Here is a 25084-nt window from a genome sequence, read left to right as displayed (position 1 = left end):
TTGTCTTCAACTCGTCGCCGACTGGATCGGCGCACCGTCCTCGCCGCCGAACTCCTCGCTCTCCAATGACAGAAAGCGCTGGTGCAACATGCACGCTGCCCCGAAGGCGGAACCGAACTCCGCATCATCGTCCACAACGATGTCAGGCGTGGGAAAAGGTATGCTCTGCCCCTCCGACATGTGGACCGCCACGCGGGCGGCCACCATCGGGTAGAGGGATGCCACGGAGCCACCCAGCACGATCCTGTCGGGGTCGAGCAGACGACAGGCCTGCAGCAATGCGTAAGCGAGATGGCGCGACCAGGTTTCGGCGATATTGACCGCGGCCGGGACGCGATCATGAACGTCGCCAAGGAACTCCTGCAGATCGACGTGCTTACGTCCAATAGCCTCGCGATACTGCCTGATCAGCACTTCGCGACCGATCAGCTGCTCAAACTTCTGACCGCCGCTTCCCGGCACCAGAGTGTGGCCGATTTCTCCCGCCAGGCCGTGGCCGCCCCGGAACAGTTTGCCATCGATCATGATGCCGCCGCCAACGCCCGTTTCCATCAGCAGGAACAGGGTTACGCCTGAGACGCCGTGACGATAGCTGTCGCCGATTGCAAACGCGTTGGCGTCGTTTTCAACCGCGATCGGGACGGCGGCCGGGACGGCGGCCAGGAAGGCGGATCGACCGATCTCCTTCAACGACACCTCCCGCCAGCCGATGATGGGTGCGAGGGTGACAATTCCGTCCGGCCGGATGTGGGCCGGCGCCGAAATGCCGAGACCTTTGCACCGTCCAATCATCCCCTTCGCCATCGCGCCGATGATCAGCTCGACGCCCCGCGCCACGGCCTCCTCCACCGTCGAAGACGGCGTGTCGAACGCGATTTTCCGACATGCCCGGACTTCGGCGGAGAGATCGACAACTGCAGCCGATATATGCTCAACGCCAATCTCGATCCCGACGAAGAATGCGGCATCGGGGACAAGTTCGAGCATGATACCAGGACGCCCGGCACGGGAATGTTCCAGGCGCTGCTTGCCGCTCTCGTCCGACTCCTGAACGAACCCGCCTTCCGTGAGTTCGGCGACGATCTCTCCCGAGGATGAGCGATTCATCCCGAGCTTGCGGGCGAGATCCGCCCGGCTGAGGCTTCGGTGGGCATAAATCGTCTGCAAGGCGGCGACGATATTGTTCTGCCGGATCCTGCGCGGCGAACTTCCGATGGAGACGGTGTCGTTCATATTTCAATTCCCTTCAGTCGGCCCAACCCTTACACGACTGGAACAGGCTGTCAGAGGGATAATCAGGGCCGCGCGTTTGTGGCGCGGCGGCGCTTGGCCTCGTCATATTTCAGCTCGATGTAGCGCTTCGCGTGCGCGGCAAGCGGATCATTATCCTCCCAGGTGTCGCGCCAGATCGCGCAGGCGAGCGACAGGCCTTCGTCCACGACCGTCGTCGAGAAGCTCTCGAACACGATGTCGCGCTTGTAGTCGATGTCGAGCAGAGCGTCGAAGATCAGATCGAAGTTGATGACGCCGTCGCCGAGGTAACCGCGGTTGCTCTCGCCGATGTGGAAGTAGCCGATCTTGTCGCCGGCCAGGCGGATCGCGGCGGCCGGATTGGCTTCCTCGATATTCATATGGAACGTGTCGAGGTGGAGTCGGACATGCTCCGATCCGGTCTCGGCGATGAACTTCAGCCCCTGCGCCGCCGTATTCAGCAGGTTCGTCTCGAACCGGTTGACAATTTCCAGGACGAGGTCGACGTTCGCTTGTCTCGCGACTTCGGCGGTCGCGGCGATCGCGGCGACGCTGTTGTCCCAGCCCCTCTTTGTCGGCTGGCGATTGTACTTGGTGTGCGCGGAATAGAGAATTCCGCCCAGCTTGTTGCCGCCGATGTCGCGGACCGCACGAACGGCGTCGGCCAGCGTCTGCTTGCCGGCGGACACCGCAGACATGTCCTCGCTCGACACGTCCCTGTCGACCGGCAGGCCCATCGTCACGCCAATCTCCACGTCAAGCGACTGCGCAAGCTTTGCCAGTCGATCGAGATTGAATTTCTCGGGGCGGAGATAGGCAAATTCGATGGTGCGATATCCGTGTTCGGCCGTCTTGTTGAGGGCCATCTCCAGCCCTTCCTGCGTTTGGCCGCCTGTCCATACAAATGAATGGATACCCAATCGACGCATAGCCTTTTCCTCCAAAAAATGCCTTTGGCTGCGCACAGTGCTATGCCAATTAGTTCGGCAAGACAACAAATAATTTTGGCTGCAGTTTTTTTGCTGCTTTGCAAAATTACTTTGCGATGCAATATATTACGCTTCTTGCGATTTGCATCGCACCCTCCGCGGGAATTTAGTTTCTGCAAAAATCAATGGGATAGATCATCTATTTGCATGGCTAGACAACAAATGTTGCGTCGTCAGTTTTTTTGGCCTACACAAAGGACCGGCGAAATGATCTCGCTGCACTTTGGGAGGATTGAAAATGAATTATGCTTTGAAGGCTAGCGCGCTTGCGCTGACGCTCGGCCTCGCCACGACTGCTTCGCCGGCCTGGGCTGACTTCTGGTCCGACGCCGGCGCCAAATTCAAGGGCGTGACACTGCACGGCGTCACCGAAAGCACCCCGCCATCGAACTACATCAGGAACGTTCTCGCTCCGGAATTCGAAAAGAAGACCGGCATCAAGGTCGACATCGAGACGACGTCCTGGGATCAGATGTACGACAAGGCCATCAAGGACATGGAAGCCAAGACCGGCATCTATGACATGGTCTACATCGAGCAGGACATCATCTACTCCTATCTCGCCAGGAATTTCCTCGTCGACATCACGAAGACGCTGAAAGAACAGCCTGATCTGAAGGCGCCGACCTACGACGACGCCAACTTCACCAGCTTTGCCGACTACTTCAAGGACTCGAGCGGCGATCTCTTCGGCGTTCCGATGGAAGCCTTCCTGAAGGCGTATCTCTATCGCAAGGACCTCTTCGACGATCCAAAGATCAAGGAAGCCTTCAAGAAGGAAACAGGCAAGGACCTGAAGCCGGCGACCACACACGCGGAATACACCGAGATCGCCGACTTCTTCACGAAGTACGGCAAGGACAACGGCATGGAGCTCTGGGGCACGACCGCTCAGGCACATACAGGCCATCCGGCGTCCTGGTATGAATTCTTCGAGTCCATCGCGCCGACCTTCGGCGTCTACAATTGGGGCATCGACGCCAAGAACAATTATGCGGCGACGGTCGAACATGGCGGCGCAATGAACGGCGACAAGGCGAAGGCCGCGTTGAAGTACTGGCTGCACCTGCGCGACATCGCGCCTCCGGAATCGACGCAGTCAACCTGGACGGAAACCGCAACGACCTTCGCCGCGGGCCGCGTCGCCCAGGGCCTGATCTACGGTGAGAACGCCGCGTGGATCGCAAGCGATCCGGCGCAGTCGAAGGTGGTCGGCCAGGTCGGTTTCGCTCTGCCGCCGCTCGAGCCCGGCGTGCTGGACGACGCCAAAGCCGGAAAGGGCTATATCGGCTACTACGATGGCGGCGCCTTCGGCGTTCCGGTCACGTCCAAGAACAAGGAAGCGTCACTGCTGTTCCTCGAATTCATCGGCCAGAACGAAGTGCAGCCCGATTGGGCGATCGCCGCACCGCGCATCACCAACAAGGCAACGTTCGACGATCCGAAGGTGAAGGAGATGGACGTCAAGCTCGGCGGCTTCTACACAATGCTGAAGGACGACGGCAAGCTCTTCGCCGGCGCTCCCCCCTACCCCTTCCATGCGCAGGTGCGTGAAGCGACCGCTCCTATCTTCTACGACATACTGACCGGCAACATCGGGCCTGATGAAGGCCTCGACCAGATGGCGGGCAAAGCCGAAGAAGAGCTCACCTCGCTCGGTTATCGCAAATAAAGCATCCTCCCCAACTGACGGGTCGTTCCGACGACCCGTCATCTTTCGCTCCTGATGGAGCGGACGTCCACATAGTGTTCAATGGGGGATAGGCGATGCATTCGCAGAAGCTCGGGTGGCTGTTGCTGTCACCGACCATAGTGATCCTCGGACTGTTCGGGATATTTCCGTTCATCTACGTCCTCTGGGTCTCTTTCCATTCATGGAACCCGTTCGCTGCCAATCCGGGCATGGTGTTCAACTGGGCTGAGAACTATCGGCGGCTCGTCTTCGACCCGCAGTTCCTGGCATCGCTCGGCATAACCCTGACATTCGTCTTCTTCGCGGTCGTGTCGGAGCTGGTCCTCGGCTACATCCTCGCCCAGGCGCTGCTCAAGGACTTTCCCGGAAAAGCGGTGTTTCGCACGATCCACACTCTGCCGCTGATCATGGCGCCAATCATTGTCGGCTCCGTCTGGAAGCTGATGACCACGCCATCGATCGGCATCATTCCCTATCTCCTGAGGAGCTGGTTCGGCTACGATCTGAATATCGGCCAGAGCGCGGTTGCGGCCTTCACCGTCACTGTCATCATGGACATCTGGCACTGGACGCCGCTCGTCACCCTCTCGCTGATCGCCGCACTCGTCTCGCTCCCATCAGACCCGTTCGAGCAGGCGCAGATCGACGGCGCCGGCAAGAGCCAAATCTTCTGGCACATCACGCTCCCCCTGATCCGCCCGGCCCTGCTCGCCACGGTGTTCATCAGGCTGATGGACGCGCTGCGCACCGTCGACGAAGTCCTGATGCTGACCGGCGGCGGTCCGGGTTCTTCGACGCGCTACATCGGCGTCCATATCTTCAGGGAAGTCTTTCCCAAGACGAATTACGGCTACGGTTCGGCGATCTCCGTCATCGTCCTCTATCTCACCATCGTCGTCTGCTGGCTGCTCTATGTCGGCCTGATTGCGCCCCGCGTGAAGAGAGGTTGAAGCGATGAAGACCCGTTTTCCCTGGCTTCCGGTCCTCCTGTGGACCTTGATAAGCTTCGTCACCCTATTCCCGATCTATTGGCTCTTCGTCATATCGGTGAAACAGCCGTTCGACCTGTTTTCGACGCCCGATGTCATTCTCCGGAGCTTCTTCTGGAAGAACTACCAGGACGTGCTGACCAACCCGACCTTGCGCGGATACATGCTCAACTCGCTGATCATTTCGTCGGGCAACGCGCTGCTTGTCACGACGCTCGGCTTCCTTGCCTGCTATGCCCTGACGCGCTTCGACCTCGCCGGCAAGGAAAGCATCTTCTTCTGGACGATTACCAACCGCATGGCGCCGCCGGCGGTCTTCCTCCTGCCGCTTTTCCTGCTTTTGACGCAGGTCTACAGGATCGGCGACTTCTCGCTCGCCGATTCCAAGCTGGGCATGATCCTGGTCTATTGCTCCTTCAACCTACCCTTCGCCATCTGGACGCTGCGCCCGACCGTGGAAGGCATTCCGAAGGAATTGGACGAGGCGGCCTATATGGACGGCGCGAGCCCATGGACCGTCCTCTATGATATCATCTTTCCTTTGGCTCGGCCCGGACTTGCGGTGACGCTGATCCTGACCTGGGTGTTTGCGTGGAACGAATATCTGCTGGCGGCGACGCTCACCAACTTCCATGCGCGGACACTCACCACCGGCCTGTCGGAATATGTGACGACGACGGGGACGGCCTGGGGCATCATGGCCGCGATCTCCATGCTGACCTTGGTTCCGGCGCTCATCGTCTTTTCAGTGGTGCAGCGTCACATCGTCGCCGGCCTGACCTTCGGCGCCGTGAAAGGATGAAACGATGACGTCTCAATCAGAAAATAACGAACCCAAGCCAGGCTTCCTGCCGATCGAAACGAACTGGTTCGACCGGCTCTTCATCTCGATCGTGATCTGGGTCGCGCTCTCCCTGTTCTGGATGCGGTTCATCGAGCCGTTCGGGCTTTCCGTATGGTTCGCGGCGGCAATCTCGGCAGTCCTCGGCGCCTATATCGTCTGGAAGGGATGAGATGATGAATTCCGTCAACGCCATCAAGTCACTACAGCGCCGCGCGTCTTCTCAGACGCGCAAAGGACGCTGTAGCATTTTAAATTTCTGCATAATTTTACCCTTAAATCGATCCGATTTAAGGAATTATGCAGTAGCCGTGCTGCTTTAGGGGGAACGACATTGGCAAACGTACAGGTTAGCGACGTCACCAAGAAATATGGCTCTCTTCAGGTCATGCACGGCGTCAGCGTCGACATCGAGGACGGCGAGTTCGTCGTCCTGGTCGGTCCATCCGGCTGCGGCAAATCCACCCTGCTCCGGATGATCGCTGGGCTGGAGACGGTCAGCAGCGGAGATATCCGGATCGGCAGCCGTGTCGTCACCAACGCTCCCCCGAAGGAGCGTGACATCGCGATGGTGTTTCAGAGCTACGCGCTCTATCCCCACAAGACTGTCGCCGAGAATATGGGCTTTCCGCTGAAGATGGCCAAGCGTCCGAAGGCGGAGATCGCCGAGAAGGTCGGCAGGGCAGCCGAGATCCTCGACCTGACGCGTTATCTCGACCGCTATCCGAAGCAACTGTCGGGCGGACAGCGTCAACGCGTGGCAATGGGCCGTGCCATCGTTCGCGATCCGCAGGTCTTCCTGTTCGACGAGCCGTTGTCGAACCTCGACGCCAAACTCCGCGTCACCATGCGCGTCGAGATCAAGGAGCTTCACCAGCGGCTGAAGACCACCACCGTCTACGTCACGCACGATCAGATCGAGGCGATGACGATGGCAAACAAGATCGTGGTCATGCGCGACGGCCGGGTCGAGCAGATCGGCAAGCCGCTCGATCTCTACGACTTCCCCGTCAACCTCTTCGTCGCCGGCTTCATCGGCAGCCCATCGATGAACTTCCTTCAGGGTCGCATAGCCACAAGCGACGGCAGGAAGATCGTCGTCACCGACCAGGGCATCACCCTTCCGATGGCGGACACAAATGCGGATGAAGGAAGAGCCGTTACCTACGGCATACGACCGGAGCACATCACGATCGGCGAAGAGGGAGTTCCGGTCGAGGTATCGGTGTTCGAGCCGACGGGTTCCGAGACACTGATCTTCGGCCGCACGGGAGGCGTGCCGATCGACGCGCTGATCCGCGAGCGTATCGAGGTCGATCCCGGACGGACGATGTACTTCCACATCGATCCCCGACGTGCGCATATCTTCGATCGGGAAACAGGCCAGAGACTGTAGGAGAACGACCCATGGAGTTCAAAGGAAAGACTGTGATCGTGACCGGCGCCGGCAAAGGCATCGGACGCGAAATTGTAAGGATGCTCGTCGAACGGGGTGCGCAGGTCGTCGCCCTGACCCGCAGTGCCGCCGACGTCGAAGCGCTGCGAGGGGAGTTCGGCTGCCGGGCAATCCAGGTCGATCTCGCGGAAGCCGATGCGACCAGACAGGCTGTCATCGCTGCCCTTCCCGCAGATTTCCTTATCAACTGCGCCGGCACGACCGAGCTTCAGCCGTTCCTGGAAACAACCGTCGAAGCCTTCGATCGCCTTGTCGCGGTCAACACGCGTGCTCCGATGATCGTCGCCCAGGAATATGCCCGTTCGCTGATCAAGGAAGGCCGTCCAGGCGCCATCGTCAATGTCTCGTCGGTCGCATCCTTCGTCGGCATCCCCGACCACGCCGCCTATTGTGCATCGAAGGGTGGATTGGATGGCTTGACGCGGGTCATGGCAAAAGAGCTTGCGCCTCACGGCATCCGCGCAAACGGCGTCCACCCGACGGTGACGTTGACGCCAATGGCGGTGAAGGCATGGAGCGATCCCGAAAAGGCCGCGGGGATGATGAAGCGAATTCCGGTCGGACGCTTCGCGGAGCCGGCAGACATTGCCGAGGTTGTTCTTTTCCTGCTCTCAGACCAAGCTGCCATGGTGAACGGCATATCGATGCCGGTGGACGGCGGTTACATGATTGCCTGAAGTTCAGGACTAACGTGCAGTACGACCCTGCCGAGTAGTACGATTCTGCGATTGCAATACGGGAAGCGGCGAGGTTGACCGCCGCACCAACCGGCGCAGCTCATCTTGATCGACATAATGATCCGTCACTCCGGCCTCTTTATCCGGATGGCTGAAGACAAGACCGTCGGAGTCCTCAAGCTTTAGCGCTTGCTCCGTATTCATGATCCCCAGTGCCTGACGCTCGTACTCGGACTCGAGCGCCGCCTCGACGATGGCTTTTTTCTTGCGCATGTCCATTTCCTCCGTTCCTCAAATGATAACGGACGGCTGGACTCGCGGTTCCCATCAGGGCATCACGATATGAGACCCGTTGAAACGAACGCCCGCCGATACATGGCCCGCCAGCGCGCGGGCCGAACTGTTTTTATGCCCTCGCTGCGAGGTTTGGCGCTGCCACCAGCAAGCCACTACGGCCGCCAAACACGATAGCGGCCACAACCGGCAAGATAGGCAGAGGAACTGCGATCGTTTTGACGGGTCCTTTTATTCGTCAAGCAGTTCCCGCAGCGAAATATTTTTGACAATCAGCAAATTCTCACGAATTCGACCTCCAGCAGCTTTCCTAATTTTTCGATGCTGCTCCCAATGTGTCCGACGCCGACTGCGCAATGATGCGCCGGTCCTTCGGCGTTCCAATTCTCGACGAACGCGCGCGCCCCGATTGGAAATTGATAGCGGCTGTTGGTGTTTCCGATTTCCAGGATCGGCCCGGGCACCGATTGTCCTTCGGCGCACAACAGCTTCACTTTTCCGGCGCACTCCACCACGGAGAGCAGTGTGACCGGGCCATTCTTAACCGACATTTCGACGCTAACGCCGGAGCCGACCTTACCGTGATAGACCTCGAGAGGACGGATCTTGGTTCGACCCTCTGCAATTTTGGTATGGCCTGGGCCGTCATGGCCCATCAGGACCACGTCTGCATCGAAATCCATTGCATAATATTCGGTGAAGGAACCTCCGGCGCCGAAGCTGTCCATGATCTTCATGGCCTGCGCGTTCTTGATCTCATATTCGCCAGCAACCGGTATGCCTTCGGCGGTGAGCATCGAACAACCAACGATTACCGACGTGATGACGTCCTCGTATTCATGCCCGGACACCGATTCATAATAATAGGCGAGCGAGCCGAGACGCTTCGCGTCGACGAGTTTGCGCAGCGCGACAGCAGTTCTTGCCGCCCGCGCCAGTTCGTCCGGATCGCAATCCGGCTGCACGTCGAATTCCGTTCGGATTCTGTCCAAGCAGGCCGCCACTTCCGCCTCGCCAACATCGCGTCTGAGGCGTGCTAGTTCGTCAATCTCCACCACTTCGATGTGTGTCCCGAATGCCGTGCTTTGGGCTGTGAGATCGGAATAGATATCGAGCATGCCGTTGTAATAGCGCCCCATGACGCCAAGGCGATTATGCGACATGACGTGGGCTACCCGTGCGGCCTCGATCCACTCCTCGATCTCGTTGTCGACAAACGGGTCATCGGTGAGAACGCCTGTTACTTGGTGGAACCGAATGCCCGCTCGAGTGAACACATTGGCAATCTCGGGCACCGGGCATGCAGCGCAGTGCGCCAGCCACTCGCCGGTCATGGCAGTCCTGTTGCCGAGTGCGTTGAAGGAGGCGTAGTCGATCGCACCAGCCGGCTGCAGATTCAAAATAATGACCGGCACCTTTGCACGCCGCACAACCGGCAAGACGGTCGACGATAGAGCGTAGGTGGTGATGTAAAGGAAAATGATATCGACATCGGCCTGGCGAAACAGATGGCCGGCATCGACGGCCTTCTCCGGCGTATCGACGAGGCCAAGATTGACGACTTCGACCCCGGGCCGTTCCAGCTTGGACGCGACGACATGTACATATCCGCGCAGCCTTGCTTCGAGACCGTCAAACTGCGGCCAATAGGCCTCCAGACCGATCCCGAACAGGCCGGCCTTCAAAGGGCGATCAGACATTCCATTTTCTCCTGGAATAATAGCGGGGTCAGCCCTGCAGGCGGACACGAAGCTGGTCGAGGCCCACGGCCAGAAGCAACACGACACCGCGCGTGACATCCTGCCAGAAACTGGACACGTTCATGAGGGTCAGGCCGTTGTTCAGAGTTCCGAGGATCAGCACCGCAATCAGCGTACCCCAGACGCTTCCCCGCCCGCCAAAGAGGCTCGTGCCTCCAAGAATGATCGCGGCGATGATCGTCAGCAGATGCTGACTTGCTGCATTCGGGGCTGCCGCGCCGAGCATTGCTGCAAGAATGATACCGGCGGCAGCGCCTGAAATGCCTGAGATCACGTAGAGGATCATCTGGGTGCGCTCGACAGGCACGCCGAGAAGGCTGCTGGCCTCGGGATTGCCGCCGGTTGCGTACACAAACCGTCCGAACGGCGTCTTGGCAAGCACGAGCCAAAGGACGGCAAAGACGATCAGCATGACGATGACGGGAAACGGCACGGAAAAGATGCGACCTGAACCAAGCCAGTTGAAGGCCGGCACGAAAAGCGGCTTGCTCAAGCCACCCGTCATGACCATCGACAGGCCGGAGAAGATGCTCATCGTCCCGAGTGTCACGATCAGGGGATTGAGGCGCAGCTTGGTGACGATGACGCCATTCAAAATTCCGACCCCGGCGCCGATGACCAAGGCTGTCAGGCATCCAACCCAGATATTGATCCCGTTGGAATGCATCAATGCGACGATGACGCCGGCCAGTCCGGCAACGGCAGCCACCGACAGGTCGAGTCCACCGCCAATGATCAGCGGCGTTCCGGCTGCGGCCATGAGCCCGATGAAGGCCATGTTGGTGCCGATATTGGCAAGATTGCTCACCGACAGAAAGAACGGCGACAGCATAGCGAAAGCCGCAAGAAGGATGACATAGAAGCCCAGCAGAACCACGATCCCGGCGACCGGTCTGGCAAGGATCTCCGTCATCGACTGGCGTTGGCTGGTCGGCTTGGGTTCGCCCGCAACGATCGAGTTTGACTTGTTCATGCTTTCTCCAATTCGTTCGCAGCAGCCACGGAGTGCGACTCCGCCGCCTGCATCAGCTCGGCGGCCGATGCATTGGCTCCCAGTGCGGCCACGGCCCGGCCCTCTTCGAAGACGATCGCTCGGTCGGCAAGACCGGCGACTTCCTCAGCGTCCGATGAGACGAGGAGTATGCCCAATCCGTTCGCTGCGAGCCGGCGGATCTCCTCATAAATCTCTCGTCGAGCGCCGAGGTCGACCCCGCGGGTCGGTTCCTCGAGAATGAGCAGCTTGGGGTCGCCGAGCAGCCATCGCGCCAGGCACACTTTCTGCTGGTTGCCGCCGGACAGGAGTCTTATCTCCTGCTCCGGACCCGTCGTCTTGACGCGCAGGGTGCGGATCCAGTGTTGCGACATTGCCCGCTCCCGATTGTCATCGACGAGCCCGAAGCGCGTAAAGCGCGTGAGGTAAGGAAGGGTCGTGTTGGTACGGACGGTGAGGTTGGCGATCAGGCCTTGCCGCTTGCGCTCGGCTGCAACGAAACCGATACCGCTTTGAATGCTTGCCCGCGGGTTCGACAACGCCGTTTCGGCTGTCCCCATCCGGATTGAACGGACCTTTGCCTTGGGCTCCGCCCCATAAACGGCTCTGCCGACCTTCTCAATCCCGGAGCCGATCAGGCCGAACGCACCCAGGACCTCGCCGCGGCGCACCGAAAAGGACACGTCGCTGAGCCAGCCTGGCAGCGACAGTCCTTCGACAGCCAGGATCGTCTCGTCCGGCAGGGATTGCGGCTTTGCCGGAAAAAGATCGCCGAGATCGCCTCCCAGCATCGCCCGCAGCACCTCGTCGTGACTGGTGGCGCTCGTCTGGAACTGGCCGCGTACCTCGCCGTCCCGCAACACGACGATCCGGTCGGAGAGGCGAAACACCTCGTCGAGGTAGTGGGAGATATAGATGATCGTGACGCCGTCGGCGCGAAGCGCATCGATCACCCCGAACAGGGTTTCGGCATCTGCTTCTCCGAGTGCAGCGGTCGGTTCATCCATGATCAGAATACGAGCCTGGCCGGCCAATGCCCGGGCGATCTCGACGATCCGCTGCTCCGGAAGCGATAGCGATCCCATTCTCCGGCTCGCAGAGACATGACCGAGCTTCAGTCGGCCGAGCAGCGTCGTCGCTTGCCTCTGCATGGCGGCACGGTCGACGAAACTTATGCCGGCGATCTTGCGCTGGGGCATCGAGCCAAGCGCGATGTTCTCCGCGACCGTCAAGTCCGGATGCACGGACAGTTCCTGCGGCATCAAGCGAATACCCGATGCTATGGCCGCACGTGCCGACGTGATGTCGACTGCGGCGCCATCGATCAGTATCTGTCCGGCATCGCAGGAATAGACGCCGGATAGGATCTTCATCAGCGTGGATTTGCCTGCACCGTTAGCCCCGAGCAGCGCCACGACCTCGCCAGCATCAGCCGAACAGGTGACGTTTTTCAGGACCTGCACGCCGGAGAAGGACTTGGTGACGTTGGTAATTTGGAGCCGCGCTACGCGGCTCCCCGTGCTCGATACCGTCTGCATCAAAATCGCCTCCGACCCCAGATCATTGCTTGGGGAGAATTGCCTCGTAGCCCTTCAGCCAACCCTCTTTTTTCAGACCAGAGAGATAGCTTGCGAACTCTGCCTCGGGAAACGCGTACCCGTCGACCTCGCCTGCGCACGCGAATTCCTTGTAGAATTTGCAGATGTTTGCCTTGGTTACCATCTGATGGGTGACGAAGGTTGCCTCCGGCACGGCCTTGCCGGCGAGCGCAGACAGCGCAATCGGAATGAGATAATTCCCGTAGCTGCCTGGAAACGAACCCGTCGCCGCCACGAGTTTCGGGTCCGTGGCAAGCGCCTCGGCTTCATCCGCGCCGTTGCCGACGGCGATGGCCTGATCAACACGTCCGGCTGCTCGGACGGCCTGCAGCATGCCCATGGTCGCCTGGTCGTTGATGGCGATGATCAGGATCGGCGCTCCTGGCGGAATGCGGCCGAGCACGTTGTTCATCTGGGTATAGGATTCCTGCAGCGTATTCTTCGTATCGATCTCGATGATGCGGTCGGCCGGGAAATCCTTGGTCAGGGCCAGGAAGCCGGCGCGCTGACCTTCCGTGCGCATGCGCGGGATGACGCCCGACTGGGGCAGTGCGCCGATGACGAGGTAGCCGCTTTTTACCGTGTCCGCGCCAAACTGTTTTGCCGCGGCCGTTGCAAGGTAGGACCCACCCATGAAGCCGGACTTGGGATTATTCACGCCGAAGAAGCTTGCGCCGGGCATGGGGATATCGATTGCCGTGACCTTGGTGCCGTCTTGCTTGAACACGTCCATCACGGTCTGACCGAAGTTTGCGTCGGTCTGAAACTCGATGACGTAGTCAACCTTGCGTTCGGCAAAAGATTTGGCATTGGCAAGCGCGGTCGGCCCATCGAGTCGGTTGTCGGCGACGACGAGTTCCACGCCGGCAGCATCGGCGTTTGCCTGAATGCCTTTCTCAACGAGCACGCCGAAAGCGATATCACGCTGAAGATTGGCGAAGCCGATGCTGTACTTGCTGCCGTTTTTCGGAGGCGTCACTTTCGACGCGTCGGCGGCCATGGCCTTGAGAGCCTCGGCCGAGAGCATATTGCCATCGAACTTCGCGGGATCGAACCCGTGGAAATCATCGGCATAGGCAGCAGATGCGGCGAGGCAAGCGGCTGCGACCAGCAGTCTGGCGTGAGTTTTCATATCTATTCTCCTCCCAGCCGCTACCCTCCCCGGCAGCGGCGATAGCTGATGCAATCAGCGTTTCGGCAAATTCGATCGACTTTGCCCTGACCTGATGACGGTACCATCGGCCCCACCTGTTGACACGACGCCAAAATCCACAAAAGTGATCATTTGCATACAAAAATTGATCCTAAAAAGGCGACGTCAAATGACGGAAAACTACTTCGTCTACATGCCTGACAACAGAATTTCTGCAGCATGGGGCTGCACCGCTGTCTCGACGGGCTATTCGGTCATCGCGCCGCACTCCGATTACCCTCCGAGCCGTCATCCGGACGACCATCATTTCAGCTGGTCTCGAGGCCGCATCCTTCAGGCCTATCAGGTCGTGCTGATCAGCGCCGGCAGCGGGAAGCTCGAATTCGGCAACCTGCGCCGACAGGTGCGCGTCACGGAAGGATCGATTTTTCTCCTGTTCCCGGGCGTGTGGCACAGGTTTGCGCCCGATCGGCGAACCGGCTGGACCGAGCACTGGATAGAGTGCCGGGGAACCGCTTTCGATTTTGCAGTGGATGCTGGCCTCCTGCATGTCGAACGCCCGCTCAACCCGGCAAGCGATGAGATCAAGCATGTGTTCGCCGCCATCCATGACCTGGCGCGGCAGGATCCCGTGCTTCATCAGCTGGTGATATCCACGCTCGGGTTGCAGCTCCTTGCGCTGCTCTGCCGGCCGGACGATCTGGCAACCGGCTCCGGCGCGCGCCTCGTCGATCGGGCGCGCATGATCCTGATGGAGCGCTGCGGAACTTCACAATCGGTCGAGGATCTCGCAGCAGAGATGGGGGTGAGCTACCCCTATTTTCGCCGGCTGTTTCGTGAGCAAACCGGGATGTCGGCGAAACAGTATCAAATGAACGTCCGCGTTCAGCGAGCACGCGACTTCCTGGTAAACACCGACAAATCGGTAAAAGAAATCGCCGGCCTGCTCGGCTTTCATTCCGCCTTCCATTTTTCCAGCCAATTCAAAAATGCGGTTGGCTGCGCACCGACGGAATATCGTAGGACCTCTGAGAATTGAGAGGTCTGCCGATCCGTGGCACCGTGCGACCCCAGACGTCCCTCAGTCTGTCTTCGATGTCGGGAACCAGCGGCAGCGTGCTTGATATGGTCCGACAAGGCTGCACGCCGTTTCGCGGCGTAGAAACGAGAGCGGCGGCTCGACGCTGCAATCAGTGGAGAAGCCGCATGTCCGCCAGTCGCTGAAGAGGCGGCGCGCCGCCAATGGGAACCACGATTTTCGGAAGACCTCTTATTTCATTGAAAGCTAATTTGAACTTCGTTAGCTTCCTTTGCGGGAGGACTACAATGCAACACATTGATTCGATTACTGCCGAGCCTATCGCAGCGGCGAAGGTCTGGTGCATCGCGGACTTCTGCTCGCAGCACCGATTGGATAGCAAGGAGCAAGCCAAGCTTACTGCTTTGTTCGGTGAGTTCGCGACCATCAGCGAACTCGTCCACAATGTAACACGTAGATCAAGGTCAAGGTGAAGAGGCCGACCCGGCGAAACGGCTGACGTTCCATGCGCTCACCTGGCCGGCGGCACCAGCGAGCCTGCGATATCGATGATGTCGTCACGCGAGGTGGTCGGGTCTTCCCTGTTCCAGGCCATCACGATATGAGACCCGTTGAAACGAGCGCCCATCGATACACGGCCCGCCATCGCGCCGGCCACGCTGTTTTGGCCCTCTCCACCACGTTTGGCGCGGCTACCAATGTGCTACCACGGCCGCCAAGCAGGCGCCTTTTCCAAGGCCAAAAATTCTCTAATGATGTAAGGAAATCAAAGTGGTGCCCAGGACCGGAATCGAACCAGTGACACGCGGATTTTCAATCCGCTGCTCTACCAACTGAGCTACCTGGGCTAACCTGCTTCCGATAGTGCCTTTCAGAAAAGGAACCGCGGGGCCTTGGTTCACCCCGGAAGCGAGCGGGGTTATAGCATCTTGTTCGCCCATGGCAAGCGTCAAATGACTCTTTTTTGACGGTCTTGCCAGCTTTGCGGATTCATGAGGAAAAATAAGAGCTTCGCGGGCGAAATTCTCTAAAGCGCGTCACGATCTTTCAGATTCGCTCCTCGCGCTTTAGGTCTTTATTTCTATGCATGTCGTTCTCCCAAAACCGCTGCGCACTTTTGGGCGACATGCATTAGTTTTCCTCATCGGGATAATCGGCCTTCGTCTCGTCGTCGGCAACCGGAATGGCATAGGCGCCGGTCAGCCAGCGGGAGAGATCGGCCTCGCGGCAGCGGTTGGAGCAGAAGGGGTAATGTTCGCGGTGGGAAGGTTTGCCGCATTCGGGGCAAGGGCGCGTCTTGCGCAGCGGTTCGACCTTGGCGGCCGGTTTCTTGTCTTCAGGCATATCGGTCGGTCCTAAAGCATGTCGCGTAAAAGTGTGTAGCGGTTCAACGACATGCGTAAAAATAAAGCCTTAAAGCGCGACGCGCGGATCTGAAAGATCGTGACGCGCTTTAAGCATCGGCCGTCGGGCTCAGCCCTCGGGCCACCGGCTATGCACATCGAAGCCTTCGCCGGTCAAAAGCAGAATGGTTTCATAAAGCGGCAGGCCGACGACATTGGTGTAGGAGCCCACCATCTTCTGCACGAAGGTGCCGGCGAGGCCCTGGATGCCGTAGGCGCCTGCCTTGCCGCGCCACTGGCCGGAGGCCAGGTAGTTCTCGATCTCGAAGCCGGAGAGACGCTTGAAGCGTACCTTGGTCTCGACGATCTTCTGACGGACCTTGCGATCCGGGGTCACCAGGCAAACGCCAGTGTAGACCATATGGTTGCGTCCCGAGAGGAGATGCAGCGAGTTCAACGCCTCGTCGGCGAACTCAGCCTTGCCGAGAATGCGCCGGCCGACAGCGACCACCGTATCGGCAGACAGGATATAGCTGCCCTTCCAGGTGATATCGCTCTTGATGGCGGCAAGGGCGGCTTCGGCCTTCTCCGCCGAAAGCCTGCGGGCGAGCGAACGCGGATGCTCCGACTTCTTCGGCGCCTCGTCGATATCCATCGGCATCAGGCGCGAGGGCTCAATGCCGGCCTGGTTGAGCAGGTCGACGCGCCGGGGCGAACCCGAGGCCAGAATGAGCTTGTATTTCAGCGCCATGGAACCTCGACCATCGTCAGACGGGGGCAAAAACCCTTGCAGGACCTTCGGGCAAACTTACTTGAAACGGTAGGTGATACGGCCCTTGGTCAGATCGTAGGGCGTCATTTCCACAAGCACCTTGTCGCCGGCGAGAACGCGGATGCGGTTCTTGCGCATGCGGCCCGCGGTGTGGGCGATGATCTCGTGTTCGTTTTCGAGCTTCACGCGGAACGTCGCATTCGGCAGAAGTTCGGTGACGATTCCCGGGAATTCGAGGACTTCTTCTTTAGGCATATAAGTGTTTTCTTCCTGTGGGTTGAATAGGCAGCGCAGCGCGCGCCTTTAAAATTTGGGCGGAAACTACACAATCAACGAAGGTTTGTGAACCTCGTTGATCAGGCTTTCCTTTATTTGTTTTCATGCCGATTGCGCGGCAATGCCATTTCGTTTGAGTAGCCGGCTTTCGATGAGGCCGGCCAGGTGATCGCGGACCTCGCGGTAGCTCTCCAGAATCTGCTCGCGCGTTCCGATTGCAACCGTCGGATCCATGGTCGGCCAATAGACGACATCGATCGCATTCGACCGTGTCAGCTCGAGTGCTGCATGATGTGCCTGGGGCGACAGCGTGATAATCAGATCGAAGTAATCGTCCTCGAGTTCTTCCAGCGTCTGCGGCTGGCGGCGCCCGAGGGAAAGCCCGATCTCCTCGAGCACGGCATCTACGAAGGGATCGCGCTCGCCGGCGCGAACGCCGGCAGACCTGATATAAGTATTGGCCGGCAAAATGCTACGGGCGATCGCTTCAGCCATCGGCGAGCGGATGGCATTCATCCCGCACATGAAGAGGATGGCGCCCGGCCGCTTTCCCTCCTCGACATCGGCGGCGCGCTCCATTGCCGTCATCCGCGCCAGTAGAGCACGCAGACCAGCGTGAAAAGGCGCCGGGCGGTATCGAAATCGACCTCTATCTTGCCGGCCAGCCTATCCTTCAGCGTCTGCGAGCCTTCATTGTGGATGCCGCGCCGGCCCATGTCGATCGCCTCGATGCGGCTCGGCGTCGACGAACGGATCGCTTCGTAATAGCTCTCGCAGATCATGAAGTAATCCTTGACGATCCGCCGGAAGGGCGTGAGCGACAGGATATGAGTGGCGACGCCGCCGCCCTCTTCGGTGGTGATGGCAAAAACCAGTTTCGAATCGACCAACGAGATATTCAGCCGGTAAGGTCCGCCGACATGGCCGAGTGGCTCGAACCTGTTCTCCTCGATCAGATCGAAGATGGCGACGGCGCGTTCATGCTCGACATCGGGCGTCGAACGGCCGATCGTATCGTCAAGGACGACGTCGCAAAGCCGGAATTCGCCCTTCGCCATGCCCTCACCTTTCGAGGTTGAGGCGGATCGCGACCGACCGCGCATGGGCATCGAGGCCTTCGGAGACAGCAAGGGCGATCGCCGCCGGGCCGAGGGTGCGGAGCTGCTGCGGACCGAGGCGCAGGATCGAGGTGCGCTTGACGAAATCGAGCACCGAAAGGCCGGAGGAGAAGCGCGCCGAACGCGCCGTCGGCAGCACATGGTTCGAACCGCCGACATAATCGCCGATCACCTCGGGCGTATGGGCGCCGATGAAGATCGCGCCGGCATTGCGGATGCCGTCGAGCAGACGATCCGGATCGGCGACGGCGAGTTCCAGATGTTCGGCGGCGATGCGGTTTGCCAGCGGAATGGCCTGTTTCAGATCGGCAACCAGGATGACCGCGCCGAAATCGCGCCAGCTTGCCGCCGCCGTCTCGGCGCGGTTCAGCGTCTTCAGCTGGCGTTCGACCGCCTGCTCCACCGCCTTGCCGAATGCGGCATCGTCGGTGATCAGGATCGCCTGGGAACTGACATCGTGCTCGGCCTGGGCCAAGAGGTCGGCTGCGATCCAATCCGGATTGTTGTCCTTGTCTGCAATGACAAGCACTTCGGAGGGGCCGGCGATCATGTCGATGCCGACGGTGCCGAAGACATGGCGCTTGGCGGCGGCGACATAGGCATTGCCGGGGCCGATGATCTTGGCGACAGGGGCGATCGTCTCGGTGCCATAGGCAAGAGCCGCGATCGCCTGGGCGCCGCCGACACGATAAATCTCCGTGACACCGACGAGCTTGGCGGCGGCAAGCACCGCCGGATTGACGGCGCCGCCGGTGGCGGGAACGGCGATGACGATGCGATCGACGCCGGCGACCTTGGCCGGCACGGCATTCATCAGCACCGAGCTCGGATAACTCGCGGTGCCGCCCGGAACATAGAGCCCGACCGCTTCGATCGCCGTCCAGCGCGAGCCGAGACCGACGCCGAGGTCGTCCTCGTAGATATCGTCCTTCGGCAGTTGCCGGCGATGATGGGATTCGATGCGCAGTGCGGCGAGCTTCAGCGCCCCCAGCACTTCCGAAGGCACCGCCTCGACGGCGGCGTCGATCTCTTCAGCTGTGACGCGCATCGGGACGGTGGCGTAATCGATGCCGTCGAATTTCAGCGAATATTCGGCCAGCGCCACATCACCGCGGGCTCTGATATCATCGATGATGGCGCGAACGACGACGTTCACATCATCGGAGACTTCACGCTTCGTCGTCAGAAAGGCGGCAAAATGCTGCTCGAAACCTTCCGATGCCTGATCCAGCCAGATTGCCAAGGCCGATATTCCTTCTCAACTTGAAACTGCGATGTTCAAACTTTAGGGCGTCAAACACTCATTGTTTTATGCATGTCATTATCCCGGAACCGCTGCACACTTCCGGGCGACATGCATTAGCGGTGGCGAGGCATGGAGGAAGCCTCCCAGGCGCCGCCGATATCGGCCAGTTGGACCTCGATGCATTCGACATCGAGCGCAATCGAGGCGGTGCCGGACAGCGACAGCTCGACCGTGCCCTCCGGCCCCTCGCCCTTCTGCTCGAAGCGCAGCGCCAGCAGCGACAGCACCTCATCGCGTTTTCCACGATCGATGCCGAGCGAACGGACGGCAAGCACGCGCTTGAAAACCAGGGCAGCACGGCGCCGCTCGAAACCCTTGCGCTTGCGCTCGGCACCTTCCCAGACGAAACGATTGGCGGCAAGCGCGAACTGCGCGTCGCGCGGCGACCAGTCGATGTCGCCGACCTTGAAGACGCTGTCCTGCATATGCGCGGACATGATCGCAAGATCCTCGTTATCGAGCGCAACAAGTTTCAGGTCGGTCATTCAGCCTCATCCCATTACCGGCCTAGGCCGGGCACCGCCGGAATGGCGATGCGTCAGACAAGGGAAATAAGGCGCGGCGACCGAATACGCAACCGGGATGAACGGTGCTTACTCGCTGATGCGCTCGACGATGGCGCCGCAGCGGGTCAGCTTCTCCTCGAGCCGTTCGAAACCACGGTCGAGGTGATAGACGCGGGAGACCGTGGTTTCGCCCTCGGCGGCAAGGCCGGCGATGACGAGCGAGACGGAGGCGCGCAGATCCGTCGCCATGACGGGGGCGCCGCGCAGGCGTTGGACACCCTCGATCTTCGCCGTCTGGCCGGACAGCGAGATCCTGGCGCCGAGGCGGGCAAGCTCCTGCACATGCATGAAACGGTTTTCGAAGATGGTCTCGGTGACATGCGAGACGCCGGAAGAACGGGTCATCAGCGCCATGAACTGCGCCTGCAGATCGGTCGGGAAGCCCGGGAAAGGATCGGTGACAATATCGACCGGTCTGATGCCGGCGCCGTTGCGCTTGATGCGCATGCCGTTGTTGGTCGATGAGATTTCCGCGCCGGCGCGGCGCAGCGTTTCCACCGCGGTTTCGAGCAGCGCCACATCGGTATTTTCGAGCACGACGTCGCCGCCGGCCATGGCGACGGCCATGGCGTAAGTGCCGGTCTCGATGCGATCCGGCAGGACGCGGTGGCGGGCGCCGGAGAGCGAGGTGACGCCTTCGACCGTGATCGTCGCCGTGCCGGCGCCCGTAATTTTGGCGCCCATGGCGTTCAGGCAGTTGGCGAGGTCGACGACCTCGGGCTCGCGGGCGGCATTGCCGATGACAGTCGTGCCGCGGGCAAGCGTTGCCGCCATCATCACCACATGGGTGGCGCCGACGGAGACCTTCGGGAAGGTGTAGCGGGCGCCGATCAGGCCGCCGGCAGGCGCCTTGGCGTTGATATAACCGGCATCGATCTCCATGGTGGCGCCGAGCGCCGTCAGGCCTTCGATGAAGAGATCGACCGGGCGCGTGCCGATGGCACAGCCGCCCGGCAGCGAAACACGGCAATGGCCTTCGCGCGCCAGCAGCGGACCGATGACCCAGAAGGAGGCGCGCATCTTCGAGACCAGTTCATAAGATGCGGTCGTATCGACGATGGTGCGGCAGGTGAAGTGGATCGTGCGCGAATAGGAATCTTCCTGGCGCTCGCGGCGGCCGTTGACGGCGACATCGACGCCGTGATTGCCGAGAATGCGCATCAGCAGCTCGACGTCGGCCAGATGCGGCACGTTTTCGAGCGTCAGCGTATCGCTGGTCAGAAGCGAGGCGATCATCAGCGGCAGTGCGGCATTCTTGGCGCCGGAAATCGGAATGATGCCATTCAGCTCATTACCGCCGACGATTCTGATACGATCCATGTGCGCTTACGGGCAGCGCCCGCCTTTCCTGAAATTTCTGCCTTGGAATAAGGAGTGAGGTGTTTAGGGGATTTATCGAGACGCTTCAATTCGCGACGGACGGAACATTACGATTCGTCCATTTTTGCGGCGGGCAGCCCATTTGTTTCGTCGGCTTGGCCGGAACGGCGGGCGCGCACCTGCTGTTTGCGTCGCCCCAGATTTTCCCTGAGCTTGTCGGCGGCGCGCTCGCGGCGCAGTTTCGCCTGTGCCTCGATCGCCTGTTTGCGGCTCTGCTGGCCGGTTTCGGTCTTTTCATTCATGCAACAGGATTAGCCGAATTCGCGCCAATCCAAAAGGCCCTTGCATCCCAATCCACGCGAAGTTGGAATTTGCGGCTTGCGCTTGCCGTCAAGCTGTGGCAATAGCCCCCCGTTCTCGCGATTGAGCCACATGGCTCGCACGGGTCCTGGTCCTGCTGCCGTAGCTCAGTGGTAGAGCACACCCTTGGTAAGGGTGAGGTCGGTGGTTCAATCCCACTCGGCAGCACCAGTTTTCTCTTAGGACAATCAGAGCGACATCGAGCACCTCCCGGCCGTCATCGCTCCTCAATCCAGAACGCCCATCCCCTTTGATTTGGCGGAGGGCTATCGCGATGTTCATTCTGTCGAATTGATTACATCGAGCCTAAGAGCAAACGCGTTAGGCGCTCAAGGCGCTTTGACGGTTAGCACGTTTCTATTCGAAAGCAGCACGGGCCGGCTGAAGAGGATCGCGATCACTCATGTTGCGCCTGCTCACTAGAATCCTAGCCGACCTCGCCGGACACCGCCGCCCTCCTCGATGACGCCGCTGACCGGATCGCGGATACACCAAACAACCGCATTGACAAATCTGGGACCCTATGTAGACTTCTCTACTATGGCAAAAGATGTTCGTCTGACAACGCAAACAATATCGGTTCTCCAAGCCGTGATGGCCCACCGCGTATCCGGGGCTTCCGGTGCGGTGATTGCGAAGGAAACAGGCCTCGCCTCTGGTAGCCTCTATCCAATTCTGAAGCGTTTGGAGGATGCGGGCTGGTTATCGAGCGAATGGGAGAAGGGAGATCCAAGCGAACTTGGCCGACCTAGACGGCGTTTTTACAATGTTACTGGCATGGGCGCGCGCAAGATGAATGCTATAGCAACGACCATGAGCAATGATCTGGAGGATGCTGCATGGGCGTTCTGACGGTTATTGGAGCGTTCCTTGTCGCCCTGATCGTTCCTGCTGTCTCCCGTTTGCTCTCTGACGAGTACAAGGAGTGGCGCCCTCACCTTGTGAGAAAGGTTATTAGATTCTCGGTTCGATTCCTGCCCCAGTCAGAACGTGGCCGCTACGAGGAAGAATTCTCGGCTCACATTGAGGATACCCCTGGCGATCTTAGCAAATTGATTGTGGCTCTCAGCTTGATACCGGCTGCGTTTCGGATGTCGGATCGACCACTCTTAGCGCTTGGACTGAAGCGAGCTTTGGACATTTTTATTGCAGTGGGATCACTGGCGTTGTTGATGCCTTTGCTGATTTCCGTTGCTATCTTCATTCGCATCGAAAGTCGCGGCCCAATCGTCGTCAAGCACACTCGGCTTGGTAAGGGCGGAAAAACGTTTCCCGTCTTTAAGTTCCGCACGATGTACAGCGACAAGAGCTATGATGCACTGGCAGGTCTGGCCTTTAGGAGTGATCCAAGGATCACTAGGACTGGCAGTTTTCTTCGCATCACGAGCATTGATGAGTTGCCGCAGCTTTTCAATGTGCTTCGGGGCGACATGTCCCTTGTCGGCCCCCGTGCGTACCCCCCAATTTGATGGCCGCCGGAATGATGATCGATGAACTCGTTACGGACTACCATTCGCGTTTGCAGATGCGACCGGGCATTTCTGGCTTGGCGCAAATTCGCGGCCTGCGTGGCCCCAGTGAGTACCCTGCAGCCTACAGCAATCGTATCGAGGCAGATCTAGAATACATAAAAAGTTACTCGCTGGCATTAGACCTGAAGATATTGTGGCAGACTGTGTTTTCCCAGTTGAGCCCGCTTTCAGCACCGCTAATTGTCCTTCTAGCAATGATGATTTCCGGTGGCATTTCCTTCTTGCTCTACCTCGCGATTCCGTGAATTGGAGTCGGGTTCTCGGTTGGATGCAGTAGTTAGGACTGCACCCATCAGATGATTATGCGTGGGGTCTAGACGACGGAATACAGTTTCGCCTTCTCTGACTGCGGCGGCATACACCTTCCAAAAACTCCCTTGTATTTGGGCGTCATGGTTGCAAATACCCACGAAATTTTAGTCCTCGCCCGCCCGATCGCTCCGTGAATCTCACAAGCAGACAATTCGCCTCACCAGCCGCAATGCATTCCACCATTGCTGACCGCAAAAATCACGCTAGAGTATTAACTATCGCAAAGTCTCCCCGGAGGAACTGGGAGATGCTGCGCTTCGTTTCTGTCGACAATCGTGGAGGAGCGTCAATGGCAACTGAAAGATGGAACAGCCCGGTCAAGGTCGGTTTCGAAGGTGCCGATGCGCGAACGGTCAATGGTCCGTTCGATGCGCTGAAGTGCCTGGCGGATCTGTGGCCGAGTATGCGCGGGCTTCGTTATATCAAGGCCCGCAGCGCCTGCCGGGCAGCGCTCGATGGGCGCAAGAGCGTGGAAGAAGCAAGAGCCGAGTTCCTGGCGGCCGCCGAAGAGGCGAAGCTGAAGCTGCATTAGCACTTCGGAAAGGAATTTCGGGCGATTTTCGCCTTCTGGGCGCGCAAGCGTGCCGGAACGGGACAATGCTTTAATTTTGATTTAACCCTGCAATAAGTGTCTGCCGGGTTTTGGTGTAAAGGGCGTTGCGCCTGGTACAGGTGCATCAATAGAAGACGACCAGCCATCATGATGATGGTTAGAGGCTCGTCGCCTCTGCGGAAACGCAGGCGAGCCTCGTCCGAGCAAAGCGGATGCCTCAGCAGCCCGCGCCCTCATTTTCCACTTCGATATAACCGACGCCGATGATCGTGCCATCCGATGCGCGGATGAAGGAGGGGAGATAGTGGGGCTCTACCGGCGTGCAGGCGACGGCCCCGGTATATTCGTTGAGGGCGATCTGATCCTTCGGCAAAGCGGAATAATTCGTGCCGGTTTCGAGCGATGCATGGGCGGAGCCAGCAAGGACACCGCAACCCACTATCAAGGTCGTTGCCCAGAGGCGAGGAAGCAACTGCATGAGAGTCTCCAGCGTTTAGGTCCGGCATTTCAACACGCAGGGGAGCATTTTGGTTCCCTCGTCCAACAGAAAGACATGAGCGCGCGGCTGTTCTAAAACCGCTGCACAGCTTTGCGCGACATGCATTAGCGTCGCAGCAGGCGACCACGCACATAGCCTCGGCCGACGACGCCCTCGGCGATCTCGATCGCCCGCTCGACGTCGGCCCGCCGGCGCACGAAGCCTTCGAGGATGACATAGGAGCCCGATATGCTGACGGTGATTTCGCCGGCTTCGATGTCGGCGGCCGCATGAAGGGCGCTCTCCACCGAGGCGCGCGTCGCGGCATCGCTGTGGCCCTGCCGGCCGGGCTCGTCATGCCCCGTGAATGCTGGAAAGCCGAGCACCGTGAACGTTTCCTGATGTTGGTTGATGTCT

30 protein-coding genes and 2 tRNA genes are annotated in these 25084 nt (G+C 59.5%); 12 read left to right on the top strand and 20 right to left on the bottom strand.

From position 1 onward, the window contains the following. Window positions 1-6: 6 nt before the first annotated feature. Both BA011_RS23175 and BA011_RS23170 read right to left on the bottom strand, forming a co-directional pair. Complete coding sequence (locus BA011_RS23175; RefSeq protein ID WP_065282162.1) at window positions 7-1233, bottom strand: ROK family transcriptional regulator; 1227 nt, start codon at window positions 1231-1233, stop codon at window positions 7-9. Window positions 1234-1295: 62 nt separating this feature from the next. Beyond that, window positions 1296-2180, bottom strand: coding sequence for a sugar phosphate isomerase/epimerase family protein (locus BA011_RS23170; protein WP_065282161.1), 885 nt, complete (start codon window positions 2178-2180; stop codon window positions 1296-1298). A gap of 298 nt (window positions 2181-2478) precedes the next feature. Between BA011_RS23170 and BA011_RS23165 the strand changes: the two genes are divergently transcribed. The 6 genes from BA011_RS23165 to BA011_RS23140 all read left to right on the top strand — a co-directional run bounded on the left by BA011_RS23165 (window position 2479) and on the right by BA011_RS23140 (window position 7896). Then, window positions 2479-3912, top strand: coding sequence for an extracellular solute-binding protein (locus tag BA011_RS23165; RefSeq protein WP_065282160.1), 1434 nt, complete (start codon window positions 2479-2481; stop codon window positions 3910-3912). Window positions 3913-4007: 95 nt separating this feature from the next. After that, complete coding sequence (locus BA011_RS23160) at window positions 4008-4883, top strand: carbohydrate ABC transporter permease (RefSeq protein WP_065282159.1); 876 nt, start codon at window positions 4008-4010, stop codon at window positions 4881-4883. 4 nt (window positions 4884-4887) lie between these two features. After that, complete coding sequence (locus tag BA011_RS23155) at window positions 4888-5724, top strand: carbohydrate ABC transporter permease (protein WP_065282158.1); 837 nt, start codon at window positions 4888-4890, stop codon at window positions 5722-5724. 4 nt (window positions 5725-5728) lie between these two features. After that, window positions 5729-5935, top strand: a complete 207-nt coding sequence (locus BA011_RS23150) for a DUF2160 family membrane protein (protein ID WP_003545406.1) — start codon at window positions 5729-5731, stop codon at window positions 5933-5935. Window positions 5936-6097: 162 nt separating this feature from the next. Beyond that, window positions 6098-7159, top strand: a complete 1062-nt coding sequence (locus BA011_RS23145) for an ABC transporter ATP-binding protein (protein WP_065282157.1) — start codon at window positions 6098-6100, stop codon at window positions 7157-7159. Between the two features lie 11 nt (window positions 7160-7170). After that, window positions 7171-7896 carry an SDR family oxidoreductase gene (locus BA011_RS23140; protein WP_065282156.1) on the top strand — a complete coding sequence of 242 codons (726 nt, stop codon included), beginning with the start codon at window positions 7171-7173 and terminating at the stop codon, window positions 7894-7896. A 9-nt stretch (window positions 7897-7905) separates the two neighbouring features. Here the strand turns inward: BA011_RS23140 and BA011_RS23135 are convergent, their stop codons facing one another. The 5 genes from BA011_RS23135 to BA011_RS23115 form a co-directional block, all read right to left on the bottom strand. Next, window positions 7906-8175, bottom strand: coding sequence for a hypothetical protein (locus tag BA011_RS23135; RefSeq protein ID WP_065282155.1), 270 nt, complete (start codon window positions 8173-8175; stop codon window positions 7906-7908). A 287-nt stretch (window positions 8176-8462) separates the two neighbouring features. After that, complete coding sequence (locus BA011_RS23130; protein ID WP_065282154.1) at window positions 8463-9890, bottom strand: arabinose isomerase; 1428 nt, start codon at window positions 9888-9890, stop codon at window positions 8463-8465. A 28-nt stretch (window positions 9891-9918) separates the two neighbouring features. Next, on the bottom strand, window positions 9919-10923 hold the full coding sequence (locus tag BA011_RS23125) for an ABC transporter permease (protein WP_025393100.1): 1005 nt from the start codon (window positions 10921-10923) through the stop codon (window positions 9919-9921). Continuing rightward, the gene (locus BA011_RS23120) at window positions 10920-12479 is read right to left on the bottom strand and encodes a sugar ABC transporter ATP-binding protein (RefSeq protein ID WP_065282153.1); all 1560 of its coding nucleotides are present in this window, start codon (window positions 12477-12479) and stop codon (window positions 10920-10922) included. The genes BA011_RS23125 and BA011_RS23120 overlap by 4 nt, the downstream gene beginning before the upstream one ends. A 22-nt stretch (window positions 12480-12501) precedes the next feature. After that, on the bottom strand, window positions 12502-13671 hold the full coding sequence (locus tag BA011_RS23115) for a sugar ABC transporter substrate-binding protein (protein WP_065282152.1): 1170 nt from the start codon (window positions 13669-13671) through the stop codon (window positions 12502-12504). A 94-nt stretch (window positions 13672-13765) separates the two neighbouring features. On the opposite strand from BA011_RS23115, the gene BA011_RS23110 reads away from it, so the two are divergent. Next, window positions 13766-14731 carry a helix-turn-helix domain-containing protein gene (locus tag BA011_RS23110; RefSeq protein ID WP_065282151.1) on the top strand — a complete coding sequence of 322 codons (966 nt, stop codon included), beginning with the start codon at window positions 13766-13768 and terminating at the stop codon, window positions 14729-14731. 511 nt (window positions 14732-15242) lie between these two features. Here the strand turns inward: BA011_RS23110 and BA011_RS46130 are convergent. From BA011_RS46130 to BA011_RS23055, 11 genes are all read right to left on the bottom strand, one after another. Then, window positions 15243-15377 (bottom strand): hypothetical protein, encoded by a 135-nt coding sequence (locus BA011_RS46130; RefSeq protein ID WP_257785303.1) that lies wholly within the window; start codon window positions 15375-15377, stop codon window positions 15243-15245. A gap of 126 nt (window positions 15378-15503) precedes the next feature. Then, window positions 15504-15579: transfer RNA gene (locus BA011_RS23100), tRNA-Phe, on the bottom strand. Window positions 15580-15862: 283 nt separating this feature from the next. Then, a complete protein-coding gene (gene yacG, locus BA011_RS23095; protein WP_018072488.1) occupies window positions 15863-16075 on the bottom strand; it encodes a DNA gyrase inhibitor YacG in 213 nt (70 codons plus the stop codon). A gap of 129 nt (window positions 16076-16204) precedes the next feature. Further along, window positions 16205-16825, bottom strand: coding sequence for a Maf-like protein (locus tag BA011_RS23090; RefSeq protein ID WP_020048403.1), 621 nt, complete (start codon window positions 16823-16825; stop codon window positions 16205-16207). A gap of 57 nt (window positions 16826-16882) precedes the next feature. After that, window positions 16883-17101 (bottom strand): translation initiation factor IF-1, encoded by a 219-nt coding sequence (infA, locus tag BA011_RS23085; RefSeq protein WP_003545338.1) that lies wholly within the window; start codon window positions 17099-17101, stop codon window positions 16883-16885. Window positions 17102-17224: 123 nt separating this feature from the next. Further along, window positions 17225-17710 (bottom strand): low molecular weight phosphatase family protein, encoded by a 486-nt coding sequence (locus BA011_RS23080; protein ID WP_186806479.1) that lies wholly within the window; start codon window positions 17708-17710, stop codon window positions 17225-17227. Continuing rightward, on the bottom strand, window positions 17707-18180 hold the full coding sequence (locus BA011_RS23075) for a UPF0262 family protein (RefSeq protein ID WP_018493697.1): 474 nt from the start codon (window positions 18178-18180) through the stop codon (window positions 17707-17709). The genes BA011_RS23080 and BA011_RS23075 overlap by 4 nt, the downstream gene beginning before the upstream one ends. Window positions 18181-18184: 4 nt before the next feature. After that, window positions 18185-19483 carry a histidinol dehydrogenase gene (gene hisD, locus BA011_RS23070; RefSeq protein WP_065282148.1) on the bottom strand — a complete coding sequence of 433 codons (1299 nt, stop codon included), beginning with the start codon at window positions 19481-19483 and terminating at the stop codon, window positions 18185-18187. Window positions 19484-19599: 116 nt separating this feature from the next. Then, window positions 19600-20031 carry a DUF2948 family protein gene (locus tag BA011_RS23065; RefSeq protein ID WP_065282147.1) on the bottom strand — a complete coding sequence of 144 codons (432 nt, stop codon included), beginning with the start codon at window positions 20029-20031 and terminating at the stop codon, window positions 19600-19602. Window positions 20032-20139: 108 nt separating this feature from the next. Next, entirely contained in the window at window positions 20140-21432 is a 1293-nt protein-coding gene (gene murA, locus BA011_RS23060) for a UDP-N-acetylglucosamine 1-carboxyvinyltransferase (protein ID WP_065282146.1), read from the bottom strand. A 107-nt stretch (window positions 21433-21539) separates the two neighbouring features. Next, on the bottom strand, window positions 21540-21734 hold the full coding sequence (locus BA011_RS23055; RefSeq protein WP_012755987.1) for a hypothetical protein: 195 nt from the start codon (window positions 21732-21734) through the stop codon (window positions 21540-21542). A gap of 154 nt (window positions 21735-21888) precedes the next feature. On the opposite strand from BA011_RS23055, the gene BA011_RS23050 reads away from it, so the two are divergent. The 5 genes from BA011_RS23050 to BA011_RS23035 all read left to right on the top strand — a co-directional run bounded on the left by BA011_RS23050 (window position 21889) and on the right by BA011_RS23035 (window position 24168). Next, window positions 21889-21963 (top strand) — tRNA-Thr (locus BA011_RS23050). Window positions 21964-22332: 369 nt separating this feature from the next. Further along, window positions 22333-22644, top strand: coding sequence for a PadR family transcriptional regulator (locus BA011_RS42015; protein WP_206118331.1), 312 nt, complete (start codon window positions 22333-22335; stop codon window positions 22642-22644). Beyond that, window positions 22632-23261: a sugar transferase gene (locus tag BA011_RS45995; protein WP_065282145.1), complete on the top strand. Its 630-nt coding sequence runs from the start codon at window positions 22632-22634 to the stop codon at window positions 23259-23261. The genes BA011_RS42015 and BA011_RS45995 overlap by 13 nt, the downstream gene beginning before the upstream one ends. Before the next feature lie 11 nt (window positions 23262-23272). Further along, entirely contained in the window at window positions 23273-23569 is a 297-nt protein-coding gene (locus BA011_RS45990; RefSeq protein ID WP_065282144.1) for a sugar transferase, read from the top strand. A 356-nt stretch (window positions 23570-23925) separates the two neighbouring features. Continuing rightward, window positions 23926-24168 (top strand): DUF982 domain-containing protein, encoded by a 243-nt coding sequence (locus BA011_RS23035; RefSeq protein WP_011650393.1) that lies wholly within the window; start codon window positions 23926-23928, stop codon window positions 24166-24168. 238 nt (window positions 24169-24406) lie between these two features. Here BA011_RS23035 and BA011_RS23030 read toward each other — a convergent pair whose 3' ends face one another. After that, window positions 24407-24667 (bottom strand): hypothetical protein, encoded by a 261-nt coding sequence (locus BA011_RS23030; RefSeq protein ID WP_065282143.1) that lies wholly within the window; start codon window positions 24665-24667, stop codon window positions 24407-24409. Between the two features lie 125 nt (window positions 24668-24792). Continuing rightward, entirely contained in the window at window positions 24793-25053 is a 261-nt protein-coding gene (locus BA011_RS23025; protein ID WP_065282142.1) for a BON domain-containing protein, read from the bottom strand. Window positions 25054-25084 lie beyond the last annotated feature (31 nt).

It is taken from the genome of Rhizobium leguminosarum (genome assembly GCF_001679785.1).
In the GTDB taxonomy this organism is placed as follows: Bacteria; Pseudomonadota; Alphaproteobacteria; order Rhizobiales; family Rhizobiaceae; genus Rhizobium; species Rhizobium leguminosarum_R.
The sequence above is the reverse complement of the archived record's forward strand: the minus strand, read 5'-3'. Positions and strand labels throughout refer to the sequence as shown.